Here is a 25,835-nt window from a genome sequence, read left to right on the forward strand (position 1 = left end):
TCGCGCATGCCCTGTGTACGTCCTGCGGACCGGTCCGTCGGGTCACCGGCCGGGCACATGGCGGACCGGTCCCGCACGCAGGGGCGGCTCTGCCTGCGGGACACCGAAGAGGCCGGAGCGGCGGCGGGGCGGGGCCGGTGGCCCGGGGCGCGTCTCCCGTCGGGTGCGGTCGTAGGCCGCGCGCCGCGCCGGGTCGCGCAGTGTCTCGTAGGCCGCCCGGACCTGCCCGAACTCCTCGGCCGTCACGGTGTCCACCCTGGTGTCGGGGCGCAGCTCCCGCACCCGGCGGCGGTAGGCGGAGGTGATCACCTCGACCGTCGCCGAGGGCTCCACCCCCAGCACCGCGTACAGGTCCGGCACGTTCATCAGGCCACCTCCTGCCCCTGCGCACTGCGACCACGGACCTGGGTTGCCTACATCAACTGAATAAAACTTGAGTCCTGGCTTGTCAAGGAGGATGGTTCGCCCGGAGGACTATGCTGGTCAGACCTCTTGAACTGCCCCTGCTGTGCGCGGGAGGCGCGATGAAAGTGGAAATGGTCCAGCAGGCCGCGAGCGTCCTGTCCGACGTCCCGGACGAGGTGCACGAGGAGATCATCACGCTGATCGGGGCCGTGGCCGGGGACCGGGAGACCCAGGCCTCGGATCTGGCCGCCGCGTTCGGCGACTGGTGCTGGCTGGTGTACACGCGGCACGGTGATGTGATCGAAGTTCTGGATGTGGGCTGCGCTCGATGACATGAGGTGACAGCGCACGACGGGCCCGGAGCAGGACGGCGCCGTCGCCTCTCCCCCGCGCGCTCGCCGCCCCTGGACGCCACGGTCGCGTTCCTGGAACGCCTGCAGCACCCCGGAGCTCACCCAGCGCACCCCGGAGCCTGTCCGGCGGCGTGGGCCGCACGGCATGACGCACCCGGCCGCCCTTGCGGACAGGAGCTGACCGCAAGGGTTCCTACGGTCGGGGCATGACGCAGACGCAGAAGATTCTTGTCACCGGAGCCACCGGAACCGTCGGCCGCCAGGTCGTCTCGGAGCTGCTCGCCCGCGGCCACGCGGTGCGCGCCCTCACCCGGGACGCCGCGCGGGCCGGCGGCTTCCCGGCCGGCGTCGAGGTCGTCCAGGGCGACCTCACCGAACCGGAGAGCCTCACCGCCGCCCTCGAGGGGATCACCGGCCTCCATCTGATCACCTTCGGCGGCCCCTACTTCGCTCCGCTGGAGACCGGCCCCCGGATCCTGGAACTGGCGCGCGCCGCCGGGGTGCAAAGGATCACGGTGCTGCACGGCGGCGGGCCGACCCCGCTGGAGGACGCGGTGCGCGCCGACGAGCGTGTGGACTGGACGGTGCTCATGCCGGTGGAGTTCATGGCCAACGCCCTGGAGTGGGCGGACTCGGTGGTGCACTCGGACGAGGTGCGCGAGCCGTTCGTGACGCGGCTGAGCGCCATGGTCCACGAGGGCGACATCGGCGCGGTCGCGGCGGTCGCGCTCACCGAGGAGGGGCACGGCCGCCGGACGTACGTGATCACCGGCCCGGAGGTGCTGACCGTCGGCGACAAGGTGAGCACCATCGCCGCCGCGCGCGGCCGGGACATCACCTTGGTCGAGCTGACCAAGGAGGAGGCCGTGGCGCAGTGGCGGGCGTCCGGCCACTCCGAGGAGGTGATCGGCTTCCTGCTGGAGGCCTACGGGAACACGCCCGAGGTGGGGCGCACGGTGACCGGCACGGTCGAGAAGGTCACCGGCCGTCCCGCCCGCAGCTTCGCCCAGTGGGCGGCCGAGCACGCGGACGCCTTCCGGGCACGTCCCGCCGCCACGGGGTGAGACGCCCCCGGCCCCGATGGGCCGGCCGAGGGGACGTCCGCCGTTCGCTCCGAGAGCGAGGTGGCCGGGACGGCGGAAGCGGACCCCGCCCGCAGGGGCGGGGTCCGGCCGCCGTCAGGAGGCGCGGGTGAACACCCGGTCCCCGGAGGCGGCCTTCTCGGCGGCGCAGGCCTTCTTCTCCTCCGCGGTCATCTTGCGGGACTTGACCATCACCGCGCTGCGCTTGCCGTCGGTGCCGTTGGGCGCGGGGCTGGTGATGACGTCGTCCACGAACCAGTAGTAGTGGTCCCACTTCCGGTCCTCGTAGTGCGTCTGCCAGGTACCGGATATGCGCTGCATGACCTGGGCGCGGGAGATCCAGCCCACCTCGCCCGGCGCCACGGTGACCGTGGCGCTGCTGGTCTCCGTGTGGCTGCTCTGCCAGGTGTAGTTGTACGTCGCGGTCAGGCTGGCGCTGATGATGCCCTCCAGGCCGCCGCTCACCGTGACCGAGCCCCCGACCGAGTGGCTGGAGCCTACGGTGTCGGCCCAGCTCAGGGTCTGGGAGGCGGGCGAGGAGGAGCAGTTGTAGAGCAGGTCGGACACCTGGCGGGCCTCGCCGAGGAAGGCCTCGCCGATCTTCGGGTCGTTGAAGGTGCATTGGCCCTCGCCGGAGGCGCAGTCGGCGAGGATCTGCTCCTTGGTGGGCTGGTCGTCGTCGGCCGCGGCGGGCACGGCCGTCGCGGCCACCGTGCCGAGCACGGCGGCCGTCAGTGCCATGGCGCGACCGCCGTGACGCAGCAAGCGATTCACTGTCATCTGTTCGTTGTTGCCTTTCACCTACGTGGGGGGAGCGGTGACACCAGTGCCAGGTGGTGCTGATGGGACTGGAGTTCACCGTCCTGTGCTCCTGAGGCTCACGTAAACAGCTGATGAGCTACACCAAGGAAAGGCAAAGTTGTGGTTGATTCGTTGACTGATGGATCGTCAATACATGCTCTGTACACGGGAATTGGGCGTCGCCCCGTCGGACCGCATCGACGCGTCGTCACCGGTTCGCTTCCGACCGTGACGACGGCCCGCCGCGCGCCGCCCCGGTCGGGGGCCCGCGGCGCACGGCGGGCCGGTGACGCTGCGGCACATGCGCCGGGCGGACGGCGAGAGTGGGGCGCGCGCCGGTTCCCGAGGATGTGCCGGTCGCATCAGAGGGGGCGGGTCAGTTCATGGGCTCGAGAGTGATGCGTGCCTCCTGCGGGTTTCCGTCGTGCACCAGGGACTCGTGGTTGCCCACGTCGTCGAAGGCGAAGGCGTAGGCCTTGCCGTCGGCCATGTGGGCGTGGACGACCCGGGCGTAGTGGTTGGTGACGCCGTCCTTGTAGAAGGCGCCGGCGTCCGGGTCGGGCTGGTCGGGGTTGACCAGCAGGGTGGTGCGGTTGAAGCCGGCGCACAGGGTGCGGGAGATGGGGCCGCGCACCTGGTCGTTGGGCGCGTCGAGCTTGCCGTGACAGCCGAACACCGAGGAGGCGTCGGGCTTCTGGAAGCTGGTGACGACGGCACCCGATCCGTCGGTGAAGTTCATGACGCCGTCGGAGACGCGTCCGTAGAACTTGGTTCCGGGCCGGTCGGCGAAGGGGGTCACCGTGAGGGTCTCGGTGGTGTACTTCTGCCAGACGCGGTCGATGTAGTCGTCCATGACGGAGGCCGGGAGCGCGCCGGTCTCCAGCCCGTACAGCGGCGCCAGGGCCCGCAGCACGGTGCCGTCGGACCGGGTCTGGATCAGGTCGCCCCAGCCGCCGGGCTGGGCGCGCAGGGCGTCGAGGACACCCTGGTAGCCGCCCGGATCGAGCTTGCCCGTGGTCGCGGAGCTGCCGTCGCCCCGCAGGACGCCGACACTGTAGGGCGCCGAGAACATGTCCACCTGGGTGCTGTTGAGCCACAGCCCGTCGTCGTTGAGCGTGTACTCCGACCAGTTGAACAGGATGTCGCGGTTGGGGTCGGAGGGGTTCTGCACGGCGGGCTGCACCAGTCCGCCGGTGGCCAGCTTGAACACCAGCTTCTGGCCGTACGAGAAGTAGACCCGGCCCGAGAACTTCGGCAGGCGGATGGTCACCGTCTGCCCGGGCGCCGGTCCCGGGATGGAGGCATCGGGGGCGGGCGTCGGCGGGTTGCCGCCCGCGGGCCAGGGATGGAAGGTGCCGCTCGCGTCGGCCCAGCCCTGGCGGCCGGAGGCGAGGTCCGTGCCGAGGTTGTAGACGTACAGCGGCTCGGCGCGGCCGGAGTTGTTGGTGATCTTCAGCGGGATGGTCGCCGGGACGGCTGCCTCGTCGGCCGCGGCCGGGCTTCCGGCCGCCATGAGGGAGCCCGCGAGGAGCGCGGCGACGGCCGGGGCCGCCGCGGCCGCCCTTCGTTCGAGGGCGCGTCTGATGAGTCGGAACATGCTCTGTCTCCGTTTCGGTGATGGCCGGTATCAGGCCTTGAGAGCGCTCTCAAAGTCCCGCCGTGTTGTGCACCTGTCAACTGTTCGGGAGGCAACCGTCACACGGGAACGGGGGTACTGCCGATCCGGCGCCCGGCCCGCTCGTCCGGGCGGGCCCTGACCTGTCCGGAGGACGCCCCGGAGGATGAACTGTGGTGCCGTACGGCCCTCGGCGGACGTCCCGCCCGGACGCCGCACCCCCGCTGAGCCCTGGTCAGCAGGCGGGAGCCGCCGGGGCGTCGCGCTCGTCCAGCGGACGCGAGGCCTCACCGGATCCGCGGGCGGCGACGAGCGGCCGTCGTGATCGCGGAGCACAGTAAGAACCATGAACCGTCACCGACGCCCTCCCCGGCGCGCCCCCTGGATCGCGGGGGGCGCCGTCGTGCTCGCCCTGGGGGGCGTCGGCGTGTGGGCGCTGGTGTCCCAGGACGGGGACGGACCACGGCCGGAGCCGACCTCCACGACCGACATCGCCCTGCCCACGCTCGATCCGCTGCCGACCTGGACGATCGGACCCGAGGAGACAGGCACCGGGCGCCCGGCCCCGACGGACTCGCGGTCGGCCCGGCCGACGGCCACGGACCGCACCTCCCGGCCGTCCCCGACCGGCCGGCGCCCCACGTCCACCTCCCGCACGCAGGAGCAGGCACCACCGAGCGGCCGGCCGACCGCCGGGGCGCGGACCCCTCAGCAGCGGCCGCCGGGTACCCGGGACACGGGCACGGCTCCGTCCCGGACGTCCGCCGCCAGCAGTCGGCCCACCGCGACCGGTGGTACACAGCGCCCGGCCCGGCCCAGCGACCGCCCGGCCGCCACGGAGGCATCCCGGCGACCGGTGACCCCCAGCAGGCCGGCCACGGCCTCCGTCCGCACCCCGCAGGCGCCGAGCCGCCCGGCGACCGCCGCCCCGACCCGGCGCACGAGTCCCCCGGGCACGCCGCCCACCGCCGCCCGTACCCCGGAGCCGACCGCCGAGCCCGGGAAGCCCGGGAAGCCGACCGCCCAGCCGGACCGGTCCCCGCAACGCACTTCCCCGGCCCGGCCCTCCCGGCCGCCGGCCGCGACGACCACGCACCCGCACCGCCCGCGCCCCTCGGCCACTCCCCCACCGCCGGTGGCACCGCCCCCCGGTGACCGCCCGCCCGGCGTGACCACCAGCTGGTACACCTCGGCCGCGGCCACGGCTGCCGCCCGGCGGATGGCCGGGAACGCGGTGGTCGGCGACCCGGTGTGCTCGCTGGCCTCGGTGGGCGGGGTGGATCCCCGGCTGGTCCCGCACGGCGGCCGTGTCGGGATCGGCGAGCACGGCGGCTACTGGTGTCTCATCTGGTAGGCCGGACGCGGCAGTCCGGCCCCCGCCCGTCACCGGAAAGCCGCGGCGGAGACTGCGGCCGCGCGGGCGGTTCCTAGGCCGCGTCGTGGATGACGAGTTTGAACTCGGCGAGGGTCAGCCGCCGGGGGCCCGAGGCGTTGTGGGTGACGCGCAGGGCCAGCGGGGTGCCCGGGTGGACGAAGATGCCGTGGCTCTTCACGTAGTACTGGCCGCCCGGCGTGGGCCCGCGGTGCTCGGTGGCCGTCGTGTCCTCGGGCTCGGAGGTCAGGCCCAGCGGATCGCGGACGAACTGGTCACGCAGCTCGGTGTAGTCGCCGGACTCCCACTGGATCATGGCGTACAGGTGGCCCCAGCCCGGCTTGGACGGCCATATCAGTCCGCTGCGGTCGTCGGCCGCCCAGTCGTCCACCACGTGGCCGTCGGGCTGTTCCACCTGGTGCATCCCGAAGCGGTCGAAGGGCTCCGCCGACCCGAACGGGAATCTGACGATCTGGTAGGTCGTGCCGGGCCGGATCAGCTGGGGCGTGTCGGACTTCAGGGAGCAGACGTGGACGCCGGATTCGGCGTTCGCGTTCGTTTGCATGAGGCAAGCCTGCCCGGCCGCGGCGGTGGGGATGCCGCCCGTTCACTCCCCTCTTCTCACTGCTCTCCCTCGTCCATCGGCACGCAGATGACCGGCACGGGCGACAGGTGGAGCAGCTTGTGGGGTGTGGAGCCGAGGAGGGCACCGCGGACCGGGCTCTCCCCCCAGCTGCCCACCACGATGAAGCGGGCGCCGTGGCGCAGGGCGGCGTCCAGCAGGGCCTGGGCGGGTTTCTCGTCGAGCACCTCCACGGTCGTCGGCACGCCCGCCCCCTCGGCCACGCCGACCGCGTGGTCGAGCACTGTGCGGCCGGCCTCGTGCAGGGCCTCCAGATGGGTGCGGTACTCCTCGCCCAGCGCACCCGGCGCGGCGGCGCCGTAGACCAGCACCAGGGGCTCGTGCAGCGCGGCCGCCAGTTCGATCGCGACGTGCAGGGCGCGGACGGCCCCGGGTGACTCGTCGTAGCCGAGGACCAGGGACATCTCAGGACTCCTTGCGGTGGACGAGTTCCGGGTCGGCGACCGTGGGGCGTTCCGACCAGAAGACGGGTGACACGAACCGCATCACGATCATGATGACGACTCCGGCGAGGGAGATGCCGATGCCGATGACCAGGGGCGGGCCGAGACCGAACCAGGAGACTCCGCTGTAGGAGTTCGCCGGGTCGGCCATGTCGATGACCGACTCCACCAGCAGCCAGGCGAGCAGCCCGGCGCCCACCACGGGGCCGACGCCGATCAGGAGGAACTGCTTGACGCTCTCGGTGAGATGGCGGCGGTAGAAGACGGCGCAGGCCAGTCCGGTGAGTGCGTAGTAGAAGGCGATCAGCAGCGACAGGGCGGTGAGCGAGTCGAACAGGGCGTTCTCGCTGAGCTGGGCGACGACCACGTACCAGACGATGGCGATGACGGCCACCCACCAGGTGCTGACGTCGGGGGTGCGGAACCGCGGGTGGATGCGCGCGAAGTGATGGGGCAGCGCGTGCCGGCGGGCCATGGACAGGGCGGTGCGGGAGGCGGGGATGATCGTGGTCTGGGTGGAGGCGATCGCGGAGGTGGAGACGGCGAGCAGGACGATCCAGTCCCAGCCGCCCATCGCCTCGTCGGCGAGGAGGGAGAAGATGAACTCCTCCTCGTCGGCGTTCTCGGTGAGGAAGGCGGTTCCGGCGTAGGCGACCACGGCGATGGCCACCGACAGATAGGTCACCAGGAGGACGACGGTCGACCAGACGCCGGCCTTGCCGGGAGCGCTGGCGGAGTCCTCGGTCTCCTCGGTGAGGTTGACCGCCGATTCCCAGCCCCAGTAGATGAACACACCGAGCAGCAGCGCGCCGGTGAGTGAGGCGCCTCCGGAGCCGAAGGGGTTCAGCCAGCCGAGGGCCGGTTCGGTGGATTCCAGGGAGCCGGTGCCTGCGTACACGCGGTACAGGGCGACCACGGCGAAGATCAGCAGGCAGACCACCTGGGCCAGGATGAGCACGTTCTGCACCCGGGCGGACACCTCGGTGCCGATCACGCACAGGGCCGTCATGACGATGATCAGCAGCACGGCGAGGATCTGCCGGACGGCCTGGTTCTCCACCCAGCTGTCCAGGCCGAACGCGAGCAGGGCGAAGGTGACGGCGACGTCGGCCAGCGAGCCGACCACCAGGACGCCGGTCATGGTGATCGCCCAGCCGCCCAGCCAGCCCGCCCAGGGGCCCATGGCGCGGGTGACCCAGGAGAAGGTGGTGCCGCAGTCCTGGTCGACGCGGTTGAGGTAGTAGAACGCCGAGGCGATCAGGAGCATCGGGACGAACGACGCCAGCATCACGCCGGGGGCGTGGACGCCGACGAGCACCGCGATGGGACCGACGACGGCGGCCAGGGAGTAGGCGGGCGAGGTGGCGTTGAGCCCGATGACGAGTGCGTCGAGGAACCCGATCGCGTCGGGCTTCAGTCCCTCCGGCCGGTCCGCCTGAGCCGTCGCGTTCGCCATGCGCCCTCACTTCGGTCGTACGTCGGGATGAATCCAACCGGTCGGGCGGGGGCTTTCCGCGTCGCGGGAGCCGTTGCGCGCCGTGTGTCACCCGAGTGCACGCACCGTTCCCGGGCGCCGGGCGCAGGCGGGGCGGGGCGGCGGCCGAGTTGCCGTGGCGGGACGATGCGAGAGGGTGAGTGCGGGGCGGTGGTGAGGGGGTGGTGGTGAAGGGAGGACGTGATGGGCCTCGATGCCGTGGACGACTCGCTCGTACTCGACGCGCTGTTCGGCAATTCGCCTCAGGGGTTGTACGTCCTCGACTCCGAGCACCGGGTTCTGAGGTACAACTCCGCCGGGCGCGGGGTGCAGGGCCTCGCTCCGGAGGACATCATCGGGCACACCGTCGACGAGTTCGCCCCCGAGTTCGCACCGGACGAGATCAAGGCGCTGGTGGACGAGGCCCTCTCCACCGGGCAACCGCTGCGGAACCGTCTGGTGCGGGGGCGTGCGCCTTCGGGTCCGGATCACCCCGTGACCGTGGAGATCTCGCTGTTCCCGCTGCGCGAGCCGCAGGACGGCACGGCGGCCGTGGTGGCGGTGCTGGAGGACGTGAGCGAGCGGCAGGCGGCCGCCGAACGGCTCGCGGTCCTGAGCCGGGTGCACCGCACCGTCGGGACGACTCTGGACGTGGACACGACGGCGGACGAACTGGTCACGGCGCTGGTGCCGGATTTCGCGGACGCGGCCGGTGTCGATCTGATCGACGAGCCGCCCGCCGGGTCGGGGCGCCGGGAGCCGGGGCCGGTGCCGTCGGACACACCGCTGCGGCGCGTCGCCTACGCCCCCGCGACCGCCTCGCGCACCCTCCGGGAGAAGGGCGACAGCAAAGCCTTCCCCTACCCGACCCCGTACACCCAGGCGTTGGGCGACGGCGAGGCCCGGGTGGTCCCGGTGGAGCCGGGCATGTCGTGGCTGGGTGCCGATCCCGACGGACTGGCGCCGCTGGTGGAGGCCGGGGTGCACTCCATGATCGTGGCCCCGCTGGTGGCGCAGGAGGCGGTGCTGGGGCTGCTGACCCTGTACCGGCACCGCCCCGATCCGTTCACCGAGGAGGATCTGGAGGTGGCGCGGCAGGCCGCGTCCGCCGGGGCCGCGCACCTGGCCAATGCGCGCAGCTACCGGCGGGAGCACATGGTGGCCTCCGCGCTGCAGCGCAGGCTGCAGCCGGGCACGCTGCCGCAGCTCTCCGCCGCCGAGGCCGCGCATGTGTATCTGCCGGAGAGCGCCGGCGGCGACTGGTACGACGTGATCCCGCTGTCCGGCGCGCGGGTCGCTCTGGTCGTCGGCGACGTCAACGGGCACGGCATCGAGGCGGCGGCGACGATGGGGCAGCTGCGGCTCTCGCTGCGCGCCCTGGCGCTGCGGGACCTGGAGCCCGACGAGCTGCTCACTCATCTGGACGAGGTCGCCTCCCTGCTCGCCCCCCCCTCGCCGACCTGCGGTTCCCACGTGGCGACCTGTGCCATCGCCGTCTACGACCCGGTGTCCCGGCTGTGCACGGCGGTACGCGCGGGACATCCCGCGCCCGTCCTCGTGGACCCCGAGGGTGTGCCCCTCGAGCTGGACGTGCCCAAGGGGCCCCCGCTCGGTGGGGGCGGGGGGCGCGCCTATACGCCCGCCTGCGTGACCCTGGCCTCGGGCAGTGTCCTCGCCCTCTACACCAACGGGCTGGTCGCCAGCCGGGACGAGGAGTCCGGCGACGCCCGGCAGGTCCTCGCGCGGGTCCTCGCCGCCACCACGCTGCCGCTGCGGGAGCTGTGCGACGCGGCCCTGTACCGTCTGGCGCCCTCTCGCGACGACGACGCGGTGCTGCTGGTGGCCCGCACCAAGGAGCTGCCGGACGAGCGGGTCGCGGACTGGACCCTGCCCGCCGACCCGTCGGTCGTCGGCACCGCCCGGCGGCTGGTGGAGCAGCAGCTCCAGGCCTGGGACCTGGGCGAGCAGGCGTTCACCACCGAACTGGTCGCCAGCGAACTCGTCACCAACTCCGTCCGCTACGGCAAGGGGCCGATCCGGCTGCGGCTCATCCACGACACCGGCCGGCTGCTGACCGAGGTCACCGACGCCAGCAGCGCCAGCCCGTACATCCGGCAGGCGCGCGAGAGCGACGAGGGCGGCCGTGGCCTGTTCATCGTGATGCAGGTCAGCTCCCGCTGGGGAGTCCGCCACAGCCGCCGGGACAAGACCATCTGGGCCGAGCAGCGTCTGTGAGCGCGCACGGCAACGGGCGTTCCCCGTCAGGAGGTACCACCATGACCAGTTCCCCGTGTCCGGGTGAGGCACCGGCCGGCGGCCGGTACGGAGAAGGGCTGTTCGAGCCGGAGCGGGCGGGCGAGGCCGACCGGATCGATGCCGCCGCCCTGGTGTACGACCCGGTCACCACGGCCCGGCTGCGCGCCCTGGGTGCGGGACCCGGCATGCGCTGCCTGGAGGTGGGCGCGGGCACCGGCACGGTGGCGCGCCGGCTGGTGGAGGAGGCGGGGGTCGACGAGGTGGTCGCGCTGGACCGGGACACCGGTGCGCTGGACGGTCTCGCCGGTCCCCGGCTGCGGGTGATGGCGGGGGACCTCACCGACGAGGGGCTGGAACCGGGGGTCTTCGACCTGATCCACGCCCGGTTCGTGCTGATGCATCTGCCGGAGCGGCGCCGGATCGTCTCCCGCCTGGCCGGGTGGCTCGCGCCGGGCGGGCGGCTGGTGCTGGCCGACGCGGTGGAGCTGCCGGATGTGCTGGACACGTCCTCCGCCTACCGGCGCACCATGGACGCGATGTGGCAGGCGCTGCGGGCGACCATCGGCACGGACATCTCCGGTGTGCCCGGCTACCCGCACATGCTGCGCGAGGAGGGCCTGCGGGAGGTGGGCGCCGAGGTGTACTGCCCGCCGCTGGTCGCGGGCGGGCCGCTGGCCCGTTTCTGGTCGGAGACCTGGAGCCGGATGCGGCCCGAACTGGTGGCGACGGGCCGGGTCGACGACGCGGTGATCGACGAGGCCCTGGCCTGTCTGGCCTCGCCGCTCCTCGCCGAACTGGGGCCGGGCATGGCGATGGCGTGGGGCCGCCGGCCGCCCGGATGAGGACGGGGCCGGGCACGGGCGGCAGGGGCGAGGGCCCGTCCAGGGGACGGTGGGGCCGGGCACGCGCGGCGCGGAGACAGCGTTCGCCCGGACGACGACGGCGGCCAGGCACGCGTGAGCGGGGCGGGGCCCCGGGCGACAGCCGGGGCCGGGCACGCGCGGCGCGGAGACGTCGGCCGGCCCAGTGACGGCGGGGCGGGCATGCGTGTCCTGGGCCGGTCGCCCGGAGACGGCAGGGGGCGCCATGCCTGACACGAGAGCGAGGGCGCCCTGGGGGTGCGACGATCTGCATGCGTGGGGTGGAAACGGCGGCCGCCCGGGGGCGGCGGGGCCTTGGTGCGATCGAGTGGTGGGGTGCACCAGCCGGGCGTAGCGTCGGACGGGTGGACTTCCGAAGGGGCGACTCCGCATGACCGGTGGACCGCGCCCGGCACCCGCAGCCCAGCAGACCACCGCCAAGAGGTCCGGCGGCGGGAACGCGATGGCCCTCCTGGTCATCGCCTCGTGCCAGCTGATGGTGGTGCTCGACATCACCATCGTGAACATCGCGCTGCCGCACATCCAGCGCTCCCTGGACTTTTCCACCACCAGCCTGTCGTGGGTGGTGAACGCCTACACGCTCACCTTCGGCGGGCTGCTGCTGCTCGGCGGGCGGGCCGGTGACATCCTCGGCAGGCGGCGGGTGTTCGTCTTCGGCGTGCTGCTGTTCGTGCTCGCCTCCCTGCTGGGCGGGCTGGCCCAGAACGGCGGTCAGCTCCTGGCCGCGCGCGCCCTGCAGGGCGTCGGCGGTGCCATCGCCTCGCCGACCGCGCTCGCCCTGATCAGCACCACGTTCCGGGAGGGCCCGCAACGCAACCGGGCCTTCGGCGTGTTCGCCGCGGTCTCGGCCGGCGGCGGCGCCATCGGGCTGCTGGCCGGCGGAATGCTGGTGGAGTGGCTGAACTGGCGGTGGGTGCTGTTCGTCAATGTGCCGATCGGCCTGCTGATCGCCTTCGCCGCACCGCGCTGGATCAAGGAGTCCGAGCGGCACCCGGGCCGCTTCGACCTGGCCGGTGCGCTCACCTCGACGGCCGGGATGGTGCTGCTGGTCTACGGCTTCATCAGGGCCGCGCAGGAAGGCTGGCGGGACCCCCTGACCCTGGCCTCGTTCGGTGCGGCAGCCGTCGTGCTGACGGTGTTCATCGCGATCGAGCGCAGGTCCCGGCAGCCGATCACGCCGCTGCACATGTTCGCCGACCGCAACCGGGCGGGGACGTACGGGGTCATGCTGTGGCCTGGCCGCGGCGATGTTCGGCATGTTCTTCTTCCTGACCCTCTTCGTGCAGAACGTGCTGGACTTCAGTCCGTTGCAGGCCGGGCTGGCGTTCCTGCCGGTGAGTGCGGTCATCGCGATCGGGGCCGGGCTGGCCTCGCGGTTCCTGCCGGTGTTCGGGCCCAAGCCGTTCATGGTGCTGGGTGGCCTGCTCGCCGCGGCCGGGCTGGCCTGGCTGACGCTCACCGATGTGCACTCCACCTACGCGGGCAGTGTGCTCGGGCCGATGCTGGTGTTCAGCCTCGGCATGGGCATGGAGTTCGTGTCGCTGACGCTGATGGCACTGTCCAACGTCACCACGGCGGAGACCGGCGCCGCCTCGGGGCTGCTCAACGCCACTCAGCAGGTGGGCGGTTCGCTCGGGCTGTCCATCCTGGTGACCATGTACGGCACGGCCAGCGCGAACGAGGCCGAGCAGCAGATCCCGCGCTTCCTGCAGCAGGCGACGCCGGCCGAGCGGGTGCGGTTCCAGCGCACCGGGGAGCTGCCACCACCCTTCGCCGACGAGATCCTCACCGCCGGGGTGTCGGCCGCGTTCATCATGGCCGCAATCTTCACCGCGCTGGCCGCGTTGATCGCGCTGGTCGCCATCCAGGTCCGCCCGTCCGACCTGGAGCGCCTGCAGGGGAACGGGGCGAGCCCCGGCGGTCCAGCCTGAGGGGGCGCCGGCCGGGCGGCCACGGGCAGCACCTCACGGTGCCTCGTCGCGGACCTGGGCGGGCTGATCCTCGCTGGTCAGGGTGCGGGCGAGAGGGAGGGCGGCGAGCGCCAGGACTCCGGTGGCGACGAGGGCGACGCCGAGCAGCTGGGGCAGCAGCCACCAGCCGGTGCGGACCGTCTCGGCGTACACGACGATGCCCAGGACCAGGCTGAGGCCCGCGTCGCCGAGGGTGAGGGCGGGCTGGGAGGCGACCAGCGGGCCGGCCTGCATGGCGTGCTCGAGCAGGAACAGCGCCGCCGCGCCGTACAGCGCGAAGCCGTAGGTCTGCCAGGTGGTGAGGAAGGCGGTGATGCCGCCGTCGTCGAGGGTGTGCATGGAGGTCTTCATCAGCGCCGCGGTCGTCGCGTAGGCGATGGCGGTGGCCAGTCCGAAGCAGGCGGCGCGTGCCCTGCCCTCGGGCCGGCGCAGGCCGGCGGCCACCAGGCCGACGAGGGCGGCCGTGCAGACCGCGAGTGCGGGGATCCAGTGGCTCATCGGCACCTGGGTGCGGTTGCCGGCCGGGGCCGCGGCGGCGAGGGCCACGGCGAGCCCGGTCACCACGGCGGCGACGGCGGCCCAGCCGGCCGGGGGCAGGCGTCCGTCCAGCAGCACGGCGGCGATCATCAGGGCGAGCGGCAGTTCCAGCACGAACAGCGGCTGCACGACGGTGAGCGGGCCGGTGGCCAGGGCCACCGCCTGGCAGACGGCCGCCAGCACCACGGCGGCGATCCCGGCGAGCCAGACGGGGCGGCGCAGCAGGTCCAGCAGCAGCCCGGCGCGCAGCTGGTCGGAGCGGGGGACGCTCAGGGCGGCCTTGCGCTGCAGGACGGTGGCCAGGGCGTTGCTGAGAGCGGCGCCCAGAGCGAACAGGACCGGCACCAGCATGTCCACCGTGTTCCTCCGGAGATGACCAGACGGCTCGCCCCTCCCCCGGTTCGCGCTTTCGCCATGGTCACCCCGGTGCCGCGCCGTCGCCAGCGCGGGCACGGCAATCGCCGGATCAGGCGGACGAGGGGCTGGTGCCGGCCCGGAGACCCGGGCGGGGGCGGCGGGCGGGGCGCCACGTGGCCACCAGGGCCGCGGCGAGCAGCAGTTCGGCGATGTCCCCGCCGTAATACATGATCTCCGCGCCGCCCCTGACCTCGGCGGCGGGTGCGTGCACCTGGACCCAGTAGCCGCCGTACATCAGCTGCGACATCACGGCGTGCCCGGCGATGGCGAGGCCGAGGACGACCAGGCGGGCGGGCACGCCGGGCCGGGCGGGGGCCGGGTCGGGGCCGGCGATGGCGTGGGCGAAGAGGCAGCCGGACAGCAGGAAGTGGAGGAGGATCAGCCAGGTCCCGGCGGGGTGGGCCGCGGCGGCGTCGTGCAGCGGGGTGAAGTAGAGGAGGGCGAGGCTGCCGGTGGACAGCAGCAGGGCCACGGCCGGGTGGGTCAGGACGCGGGCGGGCCGGCTGTGCAGCACCGCGGTGAGCCGGCGGGCCGAGGCGGCGGGCAGGGTCCGCAGCAGGAGGGTGACCGGGGCGCCGAGGACCAGCAGCAGCGGGGCGTACATGCCGACGAGCAGGTGCTGGACCATGTGGCCGCGGAAGTCGGCGCCCGCGAAGGGTGCGAGGGGTGGCAGGAGGCCCGCGGCCAGCAGGAGCAGGCCGGTGGTGAAGGCGGCGGTGCGCCGGGTGCTCCAGCCGAGGACCGGGTTGCGGCGGCGGGCGGTGCGGGCGAGCAGCAGGTAGCCGGCGGCGCAGATCAGCAGGGCCGGCACGGGCAGCAGTGTCTCGAGCGGCCCGATGCCGGATTCCGGCGCATGGTGGTGGGCGGGGTGGTTCATCGGGTGCCGGGCCCCGGTGCGCGGGCGGGGACTGCGAGGGGGCGGCCGCCGCGTCGCAGCAGCAGACCGCCGGCCACCAGCAGAACGCCCAGGAGGAGGAACGCGAGATCCCACCAGAGCTGTCCGTCACCGGCGTAGACGTGGTGGATGCCGAGGACGTGGTGGTCCAGGACCCCCTCGACGAGGTTGAACAGGCCCCAGCCGACGAGCATCCAGCCCCACAGCACCCGGGAGGTCCACACCCGGCGCCGGTCCTGGGTGACCCGGGCGTACAGGATCGCGAGCCCGGTGAGGACCGCCAGCCAGCACACGGTGTGGAAGACGCCGTCCCACACGGTGTTCATCCGCAGTCCGGGCACGGTGTCGGGGTCGTAGTACTTCACGGCGATGCGGTCCTGGTCGGTGCTGGTGAGCATGTGGTGCCACTGCAGCAGCTGGTGCAGCAGGATGCCGTCGGCGAATCCGCCGAGGCCCACGCCCAGCACGATCCCCGGCAGCCGCAGCACGCCGGTGTGCTCACCAGAGGTGTCCGTGTGTGCCATCGGTGCGTCTCCGTCCCTCGGGCACGGCCGGTTCGACGACCGCCCGTGCGGGTGACTCGTGTGCCCTCCGCGGTGGTGCTCATGTCGTCCGGTCGCTTCCAGGCTTCGCCTGCGTCTCGCCGCGGTGCCGCTGCGGGCGCCGCCCCTTACGGACTATCAGGGCGCGGCGACGGCCGCCGCCCCGTTCTCGGCCGTTCTGCCCCGTATGAGGGCCCGTCGGTGGGCCGGCGCACCGTGTGGTCCGGCCGCGCCGCCGACGGGCGGGGTCGCGGCTCCGCGGAGATGATCGGACCAGGGGCCCACGGCCGCAGTCCGGCAGGCGGACCAGGGCCGTCGGCGACGATCCGGAAGGCAGACAGGTGGACATGGACGGACAGCCTCACCCGGAGGGACTGCACTGCCTGGTGACCGGCGCGTCCGGGTACATCGGCGGACGGCTGGTGCCGGAACTGCTGGAGGCCGGTCACCGGGTGCGGTGCCTGGCCCGCTCCCCCGGCAAACTCCGCGATCATCCCTGGGCGGACCAGGTCGAGACGGTGCGCGGCGACGTGACGGACGCCGGGGACGTCGCGCAGGCCATGCTCGGTGTCGACGTCGCCTACTACCTGGTGCACGCGCTCGGCAGCGGCTCGTCCTTCGAGGACACCGACCGGCGGGCGGCGCGGATCTTCGCCGGGCAGGCGCAGGCGGCCGGCGTCCGCCGGATCGTGTACCTCGGCGGGCTCACCCCGCGGGGCGTGCCGGAGGAGGAGCTGTCGCCGCATCTGCGGTCCCGGGCCGAGGTCGGGCGGATCTTCCTGGACGGGCCGGTGCCGGCGACCGTGCTGCGTGCGGCGGTGGTGATCGGCTCCGGTTCGGCCTCCTTCGAGATGCTGCGCTATCTGACCGAGCGCTTGCCGGTGATGGTGACCCCCGGCTGGGTGCGCACCCGGGTGCAGCCGATCGGGGTGCGGGACGTGCTGCGGTATCTGGTCGGCTCGGCCGCCATGCCGGCCGAGGTGAACCGGGCCTTCGACATCGGCGGTCCCGACGTGCTGACGTACCAGGAGATGATGCAGCGCTACGCCGCGGTCGCCGGTCTGCGGCGGCGGATCATCGTGCCCGTGCCGGTGCTCTCCCCGAAGCTGTCCAGTCTGTGGGTGGGGCTCGTCACCCCGGTGCCGGCCGGTCTGGCCCGGCCGCTGACGGAGTCGCTGCGGCACGAGGTGGTCTGCCACGAGCACGACATCGCCCGCCATGTCCCCGACCTGCCGGGCCGGCCGCTGCCGTTCGACGAGGCCCTGGCGCTGGCTCTGCGCCGGGTGCGCCAGGCGGAGGTCGCCACCCGCTGGTCCTCGGCCGCGGTGCCGGGGGCGCCCAGCGATCCGCTGCCGACGGACCCGGACTGGGCGGGCGGCAGCCTCTACCAGGACGAACGGCAGGCGACGGTGGACGCGCCGCGCCAGGCGCTGTGGCGGGTGATCGAGGGCATCGGCGGCGACAACGGCTGGTACTCGTTCCCGCCGGCGTGGGCGGTGCGCGGCTGGCTGGACCGGTTCGCCGGCGGGGTGGGGCTGCGCCGTGGCCGGCGCGACGCCCAGCATCTGCGGGCGGGCGAGGCGCTGGACTTCTGGCGGGTCGAGGAGATCGAGCCGGGCCGGCTGCTACGGCTGCGCGCGGAGATGCGGCTGCCGGGTCTGGCCTGGCTGGAGATGCACGCCGAAACGGACGAGGAGGGCCGCACCCGCTACCGGCAGCGCGCTCTGTTCCATCCGCGGGGGCTGCTGGGGCACGCCTACTGGTGGGCCGTCTCCCCCTTCCACGCCGTGGTGTTCGGCGGCATGGCCCGCAACATCACGCGGGCGGCGGCGAAGGGCACGGCCGCCCGCGAGCAGCCCGGGCGCATCCGGCAGGCGCGCCGAACGAGAAGCAGACGATAGGGGCGCCCGGCTCACGGCCGCCCGCTCCCCTCCCCCACGCACCATCGGAAGTCGCACCATGACCGGAGTCCCACCATGACCGTCGCGGTCGTCCTGTTCACCTCCGACCTGCGTCTGCACGACCATCCTCCGCTGCGGGCCGCGCTGGCGGCCGCGGACGAGGTGGTGCCGCTGTTCGTGCGCGACCCCGCGGTGCACGCCGCGGGCTTCGACGTGCCGAACCGGGCCGCGTTCCTCGCCGACTGCCTCACCGACCTGGACGCCGGACTGCGCGAACGCGGCGGCCGGCTGGTGGTGCGCGGCGGCCCGGTGGTGCGGGAGGTCTGCTCGGTCGTCGCCGAGTGCGATGCGGCCGAGGTGCATGTGGCGGGCGGAGTGACCCGGTTCGCGCACCGGCGGGAGGAGCTGCTGCGCAAGGCGCTCGGGGAACGCGGGGTGGCGCTGCGGGTGCACGACGCGGTGGTGACCGCGGTCCCGCCCGGTGCGGTGACCCCGGCGAGCGGCGACCACTACGCGGTCTTCACGCCGTATCTGCGCCGCTGGTCGGCGGAGCGGCTGCGGGACGTGTGCCCGGCGCCGCGCGCCGTGCGCGTGCCCGGTTCCGTGCGGGGCGAGGAGCCGCCGGGCCGCGCCGGGGTGTCCGGTGTGTCGCCCGGTCTGCCGGCCGGGGGCGAGTCGGCGGGCCGGGACCGGTTCGCGCGCTGGGCGCGGTCCGGCCTGTCCGCCTACGCGGACCGGCAGGACGACCTGGCCGGTGACGCCACGTCACGCCTCTCCCCGTATCTTCACTTCGGCGCGCTGTCCGCGGTGGAACTGGTGCGGCGGGCCCGCTCCGCGGGCGGTCCGGGGGCCGAGGCGTTCGTGCGGCAGCTGTGCTGGCGGGACTTCCACCACCAGGTGCTGGCGGCGCGCCCGGATGCCTCGGTGAGCGACTACCGCAGCCGGGGCGACCACTGGCGCACCGAGGAGGACGCGGCGCGGGACATCGAGGCCTGGCGTACCGGGCGCACCGGCTATCCGATGGTCGACGCGGCGATGCGGCAGCTGCGCGAGGAGGGCTGGATGCACAACCGGGCGCGGCTGCTGACGGCGAGTTTCCTCACCAAGACCCTGTACGTGGACTGGCGGATCGGTGCCCGGCACTTCCTGGACTGGCTGGTGGACGGCGACATCGTCAACAACCAGCTCAACTGGCAGTGGGCCGCCGGGACCGGCACCGACACCCGGCCGCACCGGGTGCTCAATCCGGTCGTGCAGGGCAAGCGCTTCGACCCGGAGGGCGTGTATGTGCGCCGCTGGGTACCGGAGCTGCGGGCCGTTCGGGGCCCGCTGGTGCACGAGCCGTGGAAACTCCCCGAGCGTGAGCGGGCGGCCCTGGGGTACCCGTCGCCGCTCATCGGCCTCGGTGAGGGACTGGCACGGTTCCGGCGGGCCCGCGACCGGGACTGACCGCGAGCGGACCTCCGGCTCGCGTGGCCGTGCCCTGCCGTGGCGGCCCCCGGGCCGGTGCCGCCGGAGCGGGGTTGGGCCGGTGGAGTGAGGTGTGTCGGGCGACCCCGGCGCATCGGGCAGGAATCGGCGCATCCGGGAACGGCTCTGCGACAGAACAACGGGGTGCAGGTGACCGGGAGCGAGAGGGGCTTGCCCATGCTGCAACTGCGGACGACCACGGCGGACGCGGGCGGACGCGCCACCGTGCCGCGCACCGGGGGCACCGATCACGGCCGGCCGCGCTCGGCGCTGGACGCGGTGCGGCATGTGGAGGCGCTCCTCGACGAGGTCCTCGACGCGGCGATGCGGCAGGCCGAAGACCTCGACCCGGTGTTCGCCCGGGACGTGGCCGGGCGGGTGGGTGCGCTGGTGCGGCGCGGCGGGAAGCGGCTGCGCACCGCGTTCGTCTGGTGCGGCTGGCGGGCGGCGGGCGGGGCCGGGGACGCCACGGCGGTGCTGCGCACCGGCGCGGCCCTGGAGCTGCTCCAGGCCTGCGCCCTCATGCACGACGACGTGATGGACGGCTCGCCGCTGCGCCGGGGCGCCCCGGCGGTGCACGTGGACCTCGCCCGGATGCACCGCGCCGCCCGGATGGCCGGCGCGCCGGAGTCGTTCGGCGCGGCCGCCGCGGTGCTGGCCGGCGATCTGGCGCTGGCCTGGGCGGACGATCTGCTCACCGAGACGGCGCTTCAGTCGCCGTACGGAACCCGGCTGCACGGCGAATGGCGGGCCATGCGCGGCGAGATGGTGGCCGGCCAGTACCGCGACCTGCACGCGCAGGCGACCGGTGAGGGCGGTGTGGACGAGGCGGTGTCGATCGCCACGCTGAAGAGCGCTCTGTACTCGGTGGAACGGCCGCTGGCGCTGGGCGCGGCGCTGACCGCCGCCGAGCCGCAGACCCTGGAGGCGCTGCGCCGGGCCGGGCGCTGCGCGGGCCTGGCCTTCCAGTTCCGGGACGATCTGCTCGGCGCCTTCGGTGATCCGGCGGTGACCGGCAAGCCGGCCGACGACGATCTGCGCGGCCGCAAGCTCACCTGCCTGCTGGCCGTCGCCCTGCGGCTCGCGGAGGCGTCCGGGGACGCGGAGGCCGCCGAGGTACTCGCGCCCGGCCCGCGCCCCGGGCCGGACGCCGACGTGGCGCGGATGCGGGCAGCGCTGGAACGCACCGGCGCCCGTGCCGTGATGGAGGCGAGGATCGCCGAGCTGGCGGCCGCCGGTGTGGAGCACTTCGCCCGTACCGGCGCGCCCGAGGCCGTGCGGCGGGAGTTCGCGGCACTGGTCCGGCGCGCCTCGGGCGTGCCCCTCACGGGCGCCGAGGGGGAGGCATGAGGACGGTACCCGGACGCACCGATCATGTCGTCGTGGTGGGCGCCGGGCTGTCCGGGCTGGCCTGTGCGCTGCATCTGCTGGGCTCCGGGCGCCGGGTGACGGTGGTCGAGCGCGATCCGGGTCCGGGCGGCCGTGCGGGCCGGGTGCGGCTCGGCGGCTATCAGGTGGACACCGGTCCGACGGTGCTGACGATGCCCGAGTTCGCCGACGAGGCCCTCGCCGCCGTCGGCGACAGCCTCGGCCGGCGGGTCGAGCTGCTGGGGCTGCACCCGGCGTACCGGGCGCAGTTCGCCGACGGGTCCCGGCTCGACGTCCACACCGACGGCGAGGCGATGGAGGAGGAGGTGCGGCGCTTCGCCGGTCCGGAGGAGGCGGCGGGCTACCGCCGGCTGCGCCGCTGGCTGCGGCGGCTGTACCAGGCGCAGCTGCGGCACTTCATCGACACCAACTTCGACTCGCCGCTGCAGCTGCTGCACACGGACCTGGCACGCCTGGCCGCGCTGGGCGGCTTCGGACGCCTCGACCGGCGGATCGGCCGGTTCCTGTCCGACCCGCGGCTGCGCCGGGTGTTCTCCTTCCAGGCCCTGTACGCCGGTGTCGCCCCCGCCCGTGCCCTCGCCGCGTACGCGGTCATCGCCTACATGGACACGGTGGCGGGCGTGTGGTTCCCCAAGGGCGGCATGCACGCCCTGCCGCGGGCCATGGCGGACGCGGCGGGGGACGCCGGTGGTGCCTTCCGCTGGTCGGACGCGGTGGTGTCGCTGGAGCGCTCGGCCGGACGGGTGCGGGCCGTACGGCTGGCATCCGGTGAGCGCATCGCCTGTGACGCGGTGGTGCTGACCTGCGAACTCTCCGCCGCCCACCGGCTGCTGGGCGGCGCGCCGCGGCGTCCTGTGCGGCTGCGGCACTCGCCGTCCGCGGTGATCCTGCACGCCGGGACCGACCGCACCTGGTCCCATCTGGCGCATCACACGCTGTCGTTCGGGGCGGCCTGGGAGAGCACCTTCGACGAACTGACCCGAAAAGGGGAGCCGATGAGCGATCCGTCCCTGCTCATCACCCGGCCCACCACGCACGATCCCGCACTGGCGCCGCCGGGCCGGCATCTGCACTACGTCCTCGCGCCCTGCCCCAACACCACGGTGGGCCCCTCCGCAACGGCCTGGCGGGATCTGGGTCCCCGCTACCGGGACCGGCTGGTCGGGGAGCTCGAGCGGCGGGGGCTCGACGGGTTCGCGGACTCCGTCGAACGGGAGATGCTGGTGACCCCGTGGGACTGGACGGCGCAGGGCCACGCTGCCGGCAGCCCCTTCTCGGTCTCCCACACCTTCGCTCAGACCGGGCCGTTCCGGCCGCGCAACCTGGTGCGGGGCGTGGAGAACGTGGTGCTCGCCGGGTGCGGCACGACGCCGGGCGTCGGGGTGCCGACGGTGCTGCTCAGCGGCAAGCTGGCGGCCGCCCGGATCACCGGCGGCGTCCCGGCACGGCGCGGAACCGCTCGGACGGGCGCCTCAGCGATGGCGCCGGGGCCCGGTCAAGTCCCCGTCCGGAGCGCGCCGTACCGCCCGTCCGCCGTACCCGGCGCCGGGGAGGCCGCCGCCGTTTCCACCCGGGAGGGCAGCGATGAGCAGGCGTGAACTGGACGCCGCGGGCATCACGGATCCCCGGCTGCGCGCCGACTACCGGTGCTGCCGCAGCCTGAACGCCCGGCACGGCAGGACCTACTTCCTGGCCACCCGCCTGCTGCCGCTGGAGCGCCGCAGCGCGGTGCACGCGCTCTACGGTTTCGCCCGCTGGGCGGACGACATCGTCGACGATCTGGACCGGAGGCTGACGCCCGCCGAGCGCGACCGCATGCTGCGCCGCCTGGAGGGCGATCTGGCGCGCGGACTGCGCGCCGGCGGCGGGGACGAACCCGTGGTGCGGGCGGTGGCGGACACCGCCGAGCGGTACGCCATCGACCCGACGCTGTTCGCCGACTTCCTGGCCTCGATGCGCAGCGACCTCAGCGTCACGGACTACCCGACCTACGCCGATCTGCGCGCCTACATGCACGGGTCGGCGGCGGTGATCGGCCTGCAGATGCTGCCGGTGCTCGGCACGGTCGTCCCCCGGGAGGAGGCCGCGCCGCACGCGGCGGCGCTCGGAGTGGCGTTCCAGCTCACCAACTTCCTGCGGGACGTGGGCGAGGACCTGGACCGGGGCCGGGTCTATCTGCCCGGGGACCTGCTGGCCGCCCACGGCGTGGACCGGCCGCTGCTGGAGTGGAGCCGGCGCACGGGGCGTCACGACTCGCGCATCCGGGCGGCGTTCATGGCCGCCGAGGCTCTGACGCGGCGGGTGTACCGGGAGGCGGAACCGGGCATCGCGATGCTCGACCCGAGGGTCAGGCCCTGCATCCGCACCGCGTTCGTCCTCTACGGCGGCATCCTCGACGCCATCGCCCGCCACGACTACCGGGTGCTGCACTCCCGTGCCGTGGTCTCCCGCGGACGCCGTGCGGCGACGGCCGCGGCGGGGGTCGCGCAGGTGCTCGGAGCGCGGTGCCGGGGGCGGCTGGCGGGGACGCCGGTGCGTCCCTCGGCCGGGGTCGGGCGAGAGGCGGAGGCGTTCGGCGGAGGGAGTGCGGGCCGTGAGTAACCGGGTGAACGGCGAGCGTACGGGCAGGGAGCGGGCGGGCAGGGCCCGTTGGACGCCTCCGCTGCGCCGGAGACGCAAGGGGCCGGGATGGGCGGGGCAGGAGCCGACCTGGCGTGCGGCGCGTCCGGCCCTGATCGCCGACGCGCTGAAGCGTGCCGGTGCCCGGCCGTCCGGGAACTGGTTCGTCGTGGGCGCCTCGCGGGAGGTGCGGACGGGCGGCCCGCCGCGCGGGCGGACGGTGGGCGGCGTGGAAGTGGTGCTGTGGCGCTCGGACACCGGGGAGCTGCGCGCGGGCCCGGGAGCGTGCCCGCATCTGGGCGCTCCGCTGCGGTCCGGGGCGGTGGTGTGCGGGGAGCTGGTCTGCCGCTGGCACGGACTCGCCCTGGACGGTGCCCCGTTCGCCGGCTGGGAGCCGTTCCCGGTCCATGACGACGGGGTGCTGGTGTGGGTGCGGCTGGACGCGGTCGGCGGGGAGGATCCGCTGGAGCGCCCGGTGGTGCCGGTGCGGCCGGCGCCGGGCCGGATCGTGGACGCGGTGCACACGGCGGTGGGGCGGTGCGAGCCGCAGGACGTGGTCGCCAACCGGCTGGACCCGTGGCACGGCGCCTGGTTCCACCCCTACTCGTTCGTCGATCTGCAGGTGGTGCGGGCGCCGGAGGCCGCCTCCGGCGGCGAGGTGGACGACAGGTTCGTGGTGGAGGTGTCGTTCCGGGTGGCGGGCCGTCTGGTGGTGCCGGTGCGGGCCGAGTTCACCGCGCCGGAGCCGCGCACCGTGGTCATGCGGATCACCGAGGGCGAGGGGGCCGGGTCCGTGGTGGAGACCCACGCCACGCCACTGACCCCCGAGGGTGCCGCACAGCCCCGGACCGCCGTGGTGGAGGCGGTCGTCGCCGCCTCGGACCGGCGGGGCTTCGCCCTGGCCGCCGCTGCCGCACCCGTGCTGCGCCCGCTGATCCGTCGTGCGTCCGGCAGGCTGTGGCGCGACGACCTCGCCTACGCGGAGCGCCGCTGGGAGCTGCGCGGCACGGGGCGTTTTCCGGGGTGAGTGCGGGGCGCTCGCCCGGGTGCGGGGCGCCTTCCCGGCCGAGCGCGGGAGGGATCAGCGGCCGGCCATGGCGTTCAGGGCCCGCAGGAGCCGGGAGCGGCCCGCTCGGGGCACCGTCCACAGGACCTGGCCCTTGACGTTCCACCGGGCGAGCAGCGCGCCCGCCGCGAGGAAGCCGGTGGTGGCCGCCCGCTCCATCAGCGCCACGGGCAGGTCGCAGCGGATCGCGTCGCCGGCCAGGGTGATCCGGGGGTCGGGTGTCCGCACGGCCGGGCGCCGCCGGTAGGTGCCGGCTTCGAACAGCGGGCAGTCGTCGTGCCACTCGTGGCGGGCGTCGACGATCCGCGCCCGGCGGGTCTCGGGGTACACCCGGTGCAGCTGCTCGAGCAGCAGCCGCTGCGTCTTCTCCCGTTCGGTGCCGTCGGGCACCGCGTAGGCGTGCAGTTCGACGACCGAGCCCCCGGTGCGGGCGGCCCAGCGGGCGGCCTCGCCCTCGTAGCGTTCCAGGACGCTGATGTTGTCCAGGCCGTCGTAGCCGCTGGTGCCGAGGAAGCCGGGCCGGTCCGGGCGCACCGGGCGGTCGAGCCAGAGCCGGGAGACCAGGAACGGCGGGGCGGTGCGCAGCGCGGCGATGTCGTCCCGCCAGGACGGGGTTCCGAGCTGCGGAGAGCCGGCGACGAGCCGGCGCAGTCCTTCGGGGTCGAGTGCGAGGACCGCGGCGTCGTGGCGGTGGGCGCCGGTGCCGGTGCGCAGCTCCACTCCCCCGCCGTCGAGAGGCCGTACGGCGTGCACGGGTGTGCCGGTGCGCAGCGTCGCTCCGAGACGCTCGAGGTAGGTGCCGAGCGGCTCCCAGAGGGCTTGCGGGAAGGGTTCGCCGGGCACGTCGAAGAGCAGCCCCTCGGCGGAGCCGAGGAAGTAGATGTGGAACATCAGCAGCAGTTCGGCGGCGGACAGCTCCCGCGGGTCGGCGAAGAAGCTGCGGGAGAACACCTCGAAGGCGAGGTGGTGGGCGGCCTCGGGGAAGCGGACGCTCTCCAGGAACGCCGCGGCGCTGAGGGAGTCGTAGCGGTCGTAGACCTCGGGCACGCGCACGTCGAGGAGGGGCAGCGCCGCGCGGGCATCCAGGGCGGCGAGGTCGCGCCAGCCGAAGGTGGGGCTCAGTGCGACGAAGCCGAGCGCGCTGAGCGGCGGGGTGCGCGGGACGCGGGCGAAGCTGTCGGCGAGGCCCGCGCTGTGACGGAGCGGGTAGTCGGGGAGCGCGGTGAGCCGCGTCAGAGCGGGGTCGGTGCGCCGCAGCAGGCCCCGCAGGTTGTAGTACTGGCGGAAGAAGGCGTGGAACCCGCGGGTCATGGTCGCCGTGGAGCCGTCGGCCAGCCGGGTGGGTGCTCCGGTGAGCCGTCCGCCGAGCGCGGGTCCGCGCTCGTAGAGGGTCACCCGGGCGCCGCGTTCGGCCAGCAGAGTGGCGGCGGCGATCCCGGCGATCCCGGCGCCGGCCACCGCGATGTGCGGGGCGTCGGCGGGCTCGAACCGGTCCCTGCCGGGGGCGGGCATCACGATCTCCGCCCGCCGGTCGCGGCCGCGCCGGGCGGCGCGCGGGGCGGACCCCCGCCGAGGGCCGCGCTCAGGGGCGCTCATCGCGCCTCCCCGGTGGTCGCGCGCGGTGGCCGTGGCCGCCGCCCCCGTCGCCGCGGAACCGTTACGGGCCAGGAAGGTGTGCACGATGCCCGTCTGCCACCCGGCCAC

General features: G+C 74.1%; 22 protein-coding genes and 1 pseudogene. 12 read left to right on the forward strand and 11 right to left on the reverse strand.

All coding sequences use genetic code 11. The features are described from left to right. Nucleotides 1-42: 42 nt before the first annotated feature. Complete coding sequence (locus HCJ93_RS17500; RefSeq protein ID WP_167996659.1) at nt 43-366, reverse strand: J domain-containing protein; 324 nt, start codon at nt 364-366, stop codon at nt 43-45. Between the two features lie 158 nt (nt 367-524). Here HCJ93_RS17500 and HCJ93_RS17505 point away from each other — a divergent pair, with 158 nt between their 5' ends. Both HCJ93_RS17505 and HCJ93_RS17510 read left to right on the forward strand, forming a co-directional pair. Continuing rightward, nucleotides 525-737: a hypothetical protein gene (locus HCJ93_RS17505; RefSeq protein ID WP_167996660.1), complete on the forward strand. Its 213-nt coding sequence runs from the start codon at nt 525-527 to the stop codon at nt 735-737. A 227-nt stretch (nt 738-964) separates the two neighbouring features. Beyond that, complete coding sequence (locus HCJ93_RS17510) at nt 965-1,822, forward strand: NAD(P)H-binding protein (RefSeq protein ID WP_167996661.1); 858 nt, start codon at nt 965-967, stop codon at nt 1,820-1,822. 114 nt (nt 1,823-1,936) lie between these two features. Here the strand turns inward: HCJ93_RS17510 and HCJ93_RS17515 are convergent, their stop codons facing one another. The 3 genes from HCJ93_RS17515 to HCJ93_RS17525 all read right to left on the reverse strand — a co-directional run bounded on the left by HCJ93_RS17515 (nt 1,937) and on the right by HCJ93_RS17525 (nt 5,348). Further along, nucleotides 1,937-2,581 (reverse strand): hypothetical protein, encoded by a 645-nt coding sequence (locus HCJ93_RS17515; RefSeq protein ID WP_240967667.1) that lies wholly within the window; start codon nt 2,579-2,581, stop codon nt 1,937-1,939. A 436-nt stretch (nt 2,582-3,017) separates the two neighbouring features. After that, on the reverse strand, nt 3,018-4,238 hold the full coding sequence (locus HCJ93_RS17520; RefSeq protein ID WP_167996663.1) for a glycoside hydrolase family 64 protein: 1,221 nt from the start codon (nt 4,236-4,238) through the stop codon (nt 3,018-3,020). Nucleotides 4,239-4,964: 726 nt separating this feature from the next. Next, nucleotides 4,965-5,348: a hypothetical protein gene (locus HCJ93_RS17525; RefSeq protein WP_167996664.1), complete on the reverse strand. Its 384-nt coding sequence runs from the start codon at nt 5,346-5,348 to the stop codon at nt 4,965-4,967. Nucleotides 5,349-5,424: 76 nt separating this feature from the next. Here HCJ93_RS17525 and HCJ93_RS17530 point away from each other — a divergent pair, with 76 nt between their 5' ends. Beyond that, nucleotides 5,425-5,610, forward strand: a complete 186-nt coding sequence (locus HCJ93_RS17530; RefSeq protein WP_167996665.1) for a hypothetical protein — start codon at nt 5,425-5,427, stop codon at nt 5,608-5,610. Between the two features lie 73 nt (nt 5,611-5,683). On the opposite strand, the gene HCJ93_RS17535 is transcribed toward HCJ93_RS17530, so the two are convergent. Genes HCJ93_RS17535 through HCJ93_RS17545 form a run of 3 tightly spaced genes read right to left on the reverse strand, consistent with a single transcriptional unit; the run spans nt 5,684 to nt 8,170 of the window. Continuing rightward, nucleotides 5,684-6,193, reverse strand: a complete 510-nt coding sequence (locus HCJ93_RS17535; protein WP_167996666.1) for a hypothetical protein — start codon at nt 6,191-6,193, stop codon at nt 5,684-5,686. 56 nt (nt 6,194-6,249) lie between these two features. After that, nucleotides 6,250-6,675: a universal stress protein gene (locus HCJ93_RS17540; protein ID WP_167996667.1), complete on the reverse strand. Its 426-nt coding sequence runs from the start codon at nt 6,673-6,675 to the stop codon at nt 6,250-6,252. Between the two features lies 1 nt (nt 6,676). Beyond that, complete coding sequence (locus HCJ93_RS17545) at nt 6,677-8,170, reverse strand: APC family permease (protein WP_167996668.1); 1,494 nt, start codon at nt 8,168-8,170, stop codon at nt 6,677-6,679. 222 nt (nt 8,171-8,392) lie between these two features. Here HCJ93_RS17545 and HCJ93_RS17550 point away from each other — a divergent pair, with 222 nt between their 5' ends. The 3 genes and pseudogenes from HCJ93_RS17550 to HCJ93_RS17560 all read left to right on the forward strand — a co-directional run bounded on the left by HCJ93_RS17550 (nt 8,393) and on the right by HCJ93_RS17560 (nt 13,256). After that, nucleotides 8,393-10,423 carry an ATP-binding SpoIIE family protein phosphatase gene (locus tag HCJ93_RS17550; RefSeq protein ID WP_167996669.1) on the forward strand — a complete coding sequence of 677 codons (2,031 nt, stop codon included), beginning with the start codon at nt 8,393-8,395 and terminating at the stop codon, nt 10,421-10,423. 41 nt (nt 10,424-10,464) lie between these two features. Beyond that, nucleotides 10,465-11,286 (forward strand): class I SAM-dependent methyltransferase, encoded by an 822-nt coding sequence (locus HCJ93_RS17555; RefSeq protein WP_167996670.1) that lies wholly within the window; start codon nt 10,465-10,467, stop codon nt 11,284-11,286. A 481-nt stretch (nt 11,287-11,767) separates the two neighbouring features. Continuing rightward, nucleotides 11,768-13,256 (forward strand): annotated as a pseudogene (locus HCJ93_RS17560) (MFS transporter). A 33-nt stretch (nt 13,257-13,289) separates the two neighbouring features. Here the strand turns inward: HCJ93_RS17560 and HCJ93_RS17565 are convergent. The 3 genes from HCJ93_RS17565 to HCJ93_RS17575 form a co-directional block, all read right to left on the reverse strand. Beyond that, on the reverse strand, nt 13,290-14,183 hold the full coding sequence (locus HCJ93_RS17565) for a DMT family transporter (protein ID WP_167996671.1): 894 nt from the start codon (nt 14,181-14,183) through the stop codon (nt 13,290-13,292). A gap of 115 nt (nt 14,184-14,298) precedes the next feature. Continuing rightward, a complete protein-coding gene (locus HCJ93_RS17570) occupies nt 14,299-15,126 on the reverse strand; it encodes a cytochrome c oxidase assembly protein (RefSeq protein WP_167996672.1) in 828 nt (275 codons plus the stop codon). Next, nucleotides 15,123-15,668, reverse strand: a complete 546-nt coding sequence (locus HCJ93_RS17575) for a DUF2243 domain-containing protein (protein WP_167996673.1) — start codon at nt 15,666-15,668, stop codon at nt 15,123-15,125. Before HCJ93_RS17575 ends, HCJ93_RS17570 begins: the two co-directional genes overlap by 4 nt. Nucleotides 15,669-16,033: 365 nt before the next feature. Here HCJ93_RS17575 and HCJ93_RS17580 point away from each other — a divergent pair, with 365 nt between their 5' ends. The 6 genes from HCJ93_RS17580 (at nt 16,034) to HCJ93_RS17605 (ending at nt 24,092) form a co-directional block, all read left to right on the forward strand. Continuing rightward, nucleotides 16,034-17,587 (forward strand): SDR family oxidoreductase, encoded by a 1,554-nt coding sequence (locus HCJ93_RS17580; protein ID WP_167996674.1) that lies wholly within the window; start codon nt 16,034-16,036, stop codon nt 17,585-17,587. Nucleotides 17,588-17,662: 75 nt separating this feature from the next. Then, complete coding sequence (locus HCJ93_RS17585; protein WP_167996675.1) at nt 17,663-19,036, forward strand: cryptochrome/photolyase family protein; 1,374 nt, start codon at nt 17,663-17,665, stop codon at nt 19,034-19,036. 198 nt (nt 19,037-19,234) lie between these two features. Next, a complete protein-coding gene (locus tag HCJ93_RS17590; protein WP_167996676.1) occupies nt 19,235-20,407 on the forward strand; it encodes a polyprenyl synthetase family protein in 1,173 nt (390 codons plus the stop codon). Beyond that, nucleotides 20,404-22,044: a phytoene desaturase family protein gene (crtI, locus tag HCJ93_RS17595; protein ID WP_167996677.1), complete on the forward strand. Its 1,641-nt coding sequence runs from the start codon at nt 20,404-20,406 to the stop codon at nt 22,042-22,044. Before HCJ93_RS17590 ends, crtI begins: the two co-directional genes overlap by 4 nt. After that, a complete protein-coding gene (locus HCJ93_RS17600) occupies nt 22,031-23,047 on the forward strand; it encodes a phytoene/squalene synthase family protein (protein ID WP_167996678.1) in 1,017 nt (338 codons plus the stop codon). The genes crtI and HCJ93_RS17600 overlap by 14 nt, the downstream gene beginning before the upstream one ends. A gap of 4 nt (nt 23,048-23,051) precedes the next feature. Continuing rightward, complete coding sequence (locus tag HCJ93_RS17605) at nt 23,052-24,092, forward strand: DUF5914 domain-containing protein (protein WP_373563589.1); 1,041 nt, start codon at nt 23,052-23,054, stop codon at nt 24,090-24,092. A gap of 54 nt (nt 24,093-24,146) precedes the next feature. Here HCJ93_RS17605 and HCJ93_RS17610 read toward each other — a convergent pair whose 3' ends face one another. Beyond that, nucleotides 24,147-25,727, reverse strand: coding sequence for an FAD-dependent oxidoreductase (locus tag HCJ93_RS17610; protein ID WP_167996749.1), 1,581 nt, complete (start codon nt 25,725-25,727; stop codon nt 24,147-24,149). Nucleotides 25,728-25,835 lie beyond the last annotated feature (108 nt).

Source organism: Streptomyces composti (assembly GCF_012034205.1).
Taxonomy (GTDB): domain Bacteria; phylum Actinomycetota; class Actinomycetes; order Streptomycetales; family Streptomycetaceae; genus Streptomyces; species Streptomyces composti.